At 61.1% G+C, this 4443-nt stretch carries 4 protein-coding genes and 1 pseudogene; 1 reads left to right on the plus strand and 4 read right to left on the minus strand.

The annotated features are described in order from the left end of the window. Positions 1 to 571 precede the first annotated feature (571 nt). The 4 genes from ACWEMY_RS29060 to ACWEMY_RS29075 all read right to left on the minus strand — a co-directional run bounded on the left by ACWEMY_RS29060 (position 572) and on the right by ACWEMY_RS29075 (position 3688). On the minus strand, positions 572 to 1357 hold the full coding sequence (locus ACWEMY_RS29060) for an esterase/lipase family protein (protein ID WP_452392580.1): 786 nt from the start codon (positions 1355 to 1357) through the stop codon (positions 572 to 574). After that, positions 1354 to 2157, minus strand: coding sequence for an SDR family oxidoreductase (locus ACWEMY_RS29065; protein WP_452392581.1), 804 nt, complete (start codon positions 2155 to 2157; stop codon positions 1354 to 1356). Before ACWEMY_RS29065 ends, ACWEMY_RS29060 begins: the two co-directional genes overlap by 4 nt. Before the next feature lie 86 nt (positions 2158 to 2243). Continuing rightward, positions 2244 to 3059 (minus strand): SDR family NAD(P)-dependent oxidoreductase, encoded by an 816-nt coding sequence (locus ACWEMY_RS29070; protein ID WP_452392582.1) that lies wholly within the window; start codon positions 3057 to 3059, stop codon positions 2244 to 2246. Then, on the minus strand, positions 3056 to 3688 hold the full coding sequence (locus ACWEMY_RS29075; RefSeq protein WP_452392583.1) for a TetR/AcrR family transcriptional regulator: 633 nt from the start codon (positions 3686 to 3688) through the stop codon (positions 3056 to 3058). Before ACWEMY_RS29075 ends, ACWEMY_RS29070 begins: the two co-directional genes overlap by 4 nt. Before the next feature lie 94 nt (positions 3689 to 3782). On the opposite strand from ACWEMY_RS29075, the pseudogene ACWEMY_RS29080 reads away from it, so the two are divergent. Beyond that, a pseudogene (locus ACWEMY_RS29080) lies at positions 3783 to 4443 on the plus strand (hypothetical protein); the annotation flags it as partial.

Here is a 4443-nt window from a genome sequence, read left to right on the forward strand (position 1 = left end):
GGGAACGTCGCACCGACATCCACTACGGATTCCTGAATCTTGGTGCGGCACTGATCTGTTGGCGACGATTCAGCAACCGAACCCGATAGGGGCTCTAAGTATGCGTATTGCAAAAGGAGTGGGTCTGCGGTGGTCGACGGTGTAGGCAGCTGAAATCGGTTTCCTGTGAACCAGGGCAGTCACAGGACCGCACTGCTGCCCGGATTCCGATCCGCACCTGCAGCACTCTATGCCGAGAGTGCGGAAGATGTCGCCGATCAGTTCGGCAAGTCGGTCTTCCTCGCCGATCGGGTCACAGTCCCGCGTGCTGGCTTCCCAAGCGCTGCAGAGGTGATCACTGGCTTGCGACCGTCGCCCGACTTTTCAGACAGCCGACCGACCTGTATCGGAACCACACGGGAGCGGCTCTCCTACTGCGTTCTGGTGCGGAGCGGCTCAAACGGCCGGCGGCTCGATTTCATCCAGCACGAATCGACGGCAGTGCACCTGCGACCAGTTCCCCAGTGTCACCGCCTTGCAGTGCGGGTCTGTCCGTCCGATCGATCGAGCCGTAGCCCGGCACGAGCCGTCGTCAGTACCTCTGAGAATCGAGCGCAGCCACGACGTGCTCGAGCGCCGTCTTGTTGTAAACGATCAGCACGTGATCGACGTAGTTCCGCAGTCGGATATTGTTCGTTGCAGGTCCCTCCAGCCGCTGCGCCCGTATCGGAGTTGTGATCATGTCCCAGTGCGGGCTGATCATCGTGTATTCGACGCCGTCCACCGTTTCACCGTCGGTGTATAGATGTTCGATGAACTTCGATCCTGCGGCCTGCTGAAGGATGTTCTCGCCGACCAGTCGTGCGCCGATCCGCTGAAGGCGAGGTGCTCGAAGCAATCCGTTGAACGTGAGCCCGTGCACAGTCGGCGCAAGGCCGACGAAGTGGCTGACCTTGGTGTCCCCGCCGCGGCGTTTGAGAAAATACTGCGCCAGAAGCCCACCCACCGAGTGGCCGACCAGAGCGACTTTCGCGGCGCCGGTTGTGGCAAGGACCTCATCGACGAATTGGTCGAGTTCCTCGGCACATCGTTCGAGATCTCCGACACCGGGTACGACCTTGCCCGTGCCTCGGGGACGGGTGATCATGCCGTGTCCATACCGGCCGTAGTCGAGAGCGAAGACGTCGTATCCGAGATTCGTGAGCAGTGGTGAGAGTGCGTACCAACTCGTCGCCATGTCGATCCCCAACCCGTGCAGCAGGATGACAGGCGAGCCTGAGCTCTCGATGTCCCATCTGTTTGCACCGGGCGGGTCCACGTGGTTCCGACCGTATCTGATCGCGGCCAGTGCGTTGTAGCGGACCGGAAGTGGTGTCATCGGGCCAGTCCATGTCGCCGCGCCACCGCTTTCTCAACCGACGAACGCGACGCTAACCGTTTCAGCAGGAAAGCCTGCCAATCACCGCGCCCGACCGCGTACAAGGGTTTAGGGCGCCGAGATTCAACAGCTGCCATGATTGTCCCGGCTACGCGCTCCGCCGCAATGCCACTGTTCTCGTTCTTCTCGAGAGCGCCGAGAACCGCATGAAAATCCGTTTCGTACGGCGAGTTTTCGGCGATGTATTTTGTGCGCCGCCCGCCTATCCCGGTGTTGATCGAGCCGGGCTCGACAGTCGACAGCCAAACCCCGAATGGCGAGACCTCGAATCGTGCGGCATCGGCGAATCCCTTGATGGCGGCTTTCGTCGACACGTACGAAGAGCGATAGGCGAGGGGGAACGAGGCGAGCATCGAACCGACCATTACAACCCGGCCGTAACGGCGCTCACGCATGCCGGGCAGCACGAGTTGGGTCAGCCGCACCGGCCCGAAGACGTTGAGTGCGAACAGCCGATCGATGGCGCCCAGCGGCAGATCTTCGAGTGGTCCGGACTGGCTTTCGCCAGCGTTATTGATCAAGACGTCGACCTGTCCCAACTTGGCTGCGAACGCGTCGATCGACTGGACATCGGTGAGGTCGAGCGAACGGTAGTCGACATCGGCCACCTTTGCCGTATCCGGCATAGCCGCAGCGTTGCGGCTTGTTCCGATCACGCGGTAGCCCTTCGCTACCAGGATGGCGGCAGTCGCCTTGCCGATTCCTGACGATGCACCCGTTACTAGTGCTGTGCGCTTCATTCATTTCCCTTGCTGCAAGCCTCCCCCGCCCACAGGAGCCGGGACGGACGCTGTCCTAGACGATTGGTACGCGGTAAGCAGAGTTGCTAATGCATGACCTGATCTGCACCTGTAATCCGTCTCAACATATCGGACAAGCCTGCGGGGAGAGTCGTGAACAGTCGGCCTTGCAAGGCAACTTCTTTAGGTACACAAACTTCCATGGCACCGGTGCGAATCGCCGCGACTATGGCCTCTGCGACCGCGTCCGGTTCGATGACGCGTACACCGGTCGCGCCACGGAAATCGGTCGTCATTTCGGTCCGGATCACTCCCGGCATCACCACAGTGGTACGTATCCCACTACCTCGCAACTCGCCGCGCAAGGCGCGAGTGAACCCGAGGACGGCATACTTGGTCGCTGTGTAGACCGCGCCATTGGGTGCGGCGACCATCGCCGCCGTTGAGGCCATGTTGACGATATGCCCGCTGCCCCGAGGCAGGAATCGATCCAACGCCAGCCGACTACCGATGAGCACCCCACCCAGATTTACGTCGACTTGACGCTGGACCTCGTCTGGTTCGGATTCAGCAAACGGGCCCATATGCAGCACACCTGCATTGTTGATCACGATGTCGATCTCTCCCAACTGCTCAGCAGTCGCATCGAGGAAGGCTGAGAACGATTCTCGGTTGCGCACATCGACGGGGAGCCCTATCGCTCGGTCGATCCCGAGTTCCTCCGCAGCCTGCGCGCTCGCCGATGCCGACAGATCTCCGATCGCCACACTCATTCCGGCGGCTGCGCAGGCTACCGCTGTCGCAAATCCGATCCCCTGCGCGCCACCTGTGATGGCTACGACTTTGCCTACGAGCGACCCACTTCGAGCCTTTCGCGCGGCAGGAGGCAGGTGTTCGGTCATGGATATTCCTCTCCGATTTGTACGGCCTCAACAGCCGCAAGTGTCATCGTGACGTGTTGGTCGACAACCCACTGCCTCGGGACGTCGCGGTTACGCATCCACCAGCGCCCCAGCCCTTCACCTGCGCCCGAGATTCCGTGTGCCAACGCTGCAAGGTGCACAGGCGAAAGCTCCCCGTAGAATCTGCTCAGCATCATGGCGATCGCGTTTACTGTCGACGACCTCAGTTCCCAAAGGTCGTCCGCCAACGCACCGGAGAACCCGGTGGTCGAACCGAACACCATCAACCATCGGCGCGGATTCTTCTCGAGGATGGCAAAGAAGGCATCCGAACCCGCCCTCGCCGCCGCTTGAACGTCATTCGCTGTCGCGAGGGTATCGAACATCGTGCGGCCGAACTCCTCACGAACACTGCGCAAGACAGCCAAGTAGACGCGCTCCTTCGATCCGAAGTGTTCGTAGACGACTGGCCTGCTGACGCCCGCCGCCTGGCACAAGTCCTCGATCGAGAAGCCGTCGTACCCATGCTCGACGAGTAGAGCCTCAGCGAGGGCAAGCAGCTGCTTCCGGCGAACCTCCCGCGGGACGCGCCCTTTCGCGAAGTGCGCAACTGTGGGGATCGGGTCCATAATTGACACCCTACACGCTGTAACCTACTCTGCGTAACCATCAAGCGGACAAGGCTGAGTCCGTCGCCATACTTCGACGCACGGAAGGACAACGATGGCCTTGCCCGATCGCTATCTGCATGCGACGTTCCATAATTCGCGAGGGATCGAACGTGGCACCTACAGCCGGGCGCGTCGCTTTTCCGGGGTGCTCATAGCGATTTTGATGGCCTCGGGCCTGAGCGGGGTGGCCAGTGCGCCCTCTGCCTTCGCGCAGCCCTCACCGCCGCTGGATGACTTCTACGGCATCCCCGATGGTTTAGCCGACACGGCACCCGGCACGGTACTGAAGAGCCGGTCGGTAGATCTCAAGCAGCTTCAGCTCTTGCCGCTCGACGTCGCCGCATGGCAATTGCTCTACCGCACCGTCGATGCCGACGGAAAGCCCGATGCCGCCGTTACAACCGTGATGCTCCCTCACGGCGAGGCGAAGCCGCGTCCCCTGCTCTCGTTTCAAGCAGCGACCGATTCCACGCTGCGTATCTGTAACCCGTCGTACGGATTAACGGCCGGGCTACCGATCGAGCCGGACGAGCCGGCGGGACCCGTGACATTCGCACTTCCAGCTGCCGAGATCGCGTTCGCAGTGGCCGGCCTCGAGAATGGCTGGGCAGTAGCGATTGAGGTGCCTGAAGATCTTCGGACAGTGACCCAAAGTATGATTTGGGTAATTGAACGGAGTTGTTGTGGCACAGAAGAAGTCGCGTCAGTTCAGC

This window comes from Nocardia sp. NPDC004415 (genome assembly GCF_053602435.1).

Bases quoted from the DNA above. Each gene is read 5' to 3' on its own strand.
- ACWEMY_RS29060 (WP_452392580.1), bottom strand. From the start codon at position 1,357: ATGACACCACTTCCGGTCCGCTACAACGCACTGGCCGCGATCAGATAC.
- ACWEMY_RS29065 (WP_452392581.1), bottom strand. From the start codon at position 2,157: ATGAAGCGCACAGCACTAGTAACGGGTGCATCGTCAGGAATCGGCAAG.
- ACWEMY_RS29070 (WP_452392582.1), bottom strand. From the start codon at position 3,059: ATGACCGAACACCTGCCTCCTGCCGCGCGAAAGGCTCGAAGTGGGTCG.
- ACWEMY_RS29075 (WP_452392583.1), bottom strand. From the start codon at position 3,688: ATGGACCCGATCCCCACAGTTGCGCACTTCGCGAAAGGGCGCGTCCCG.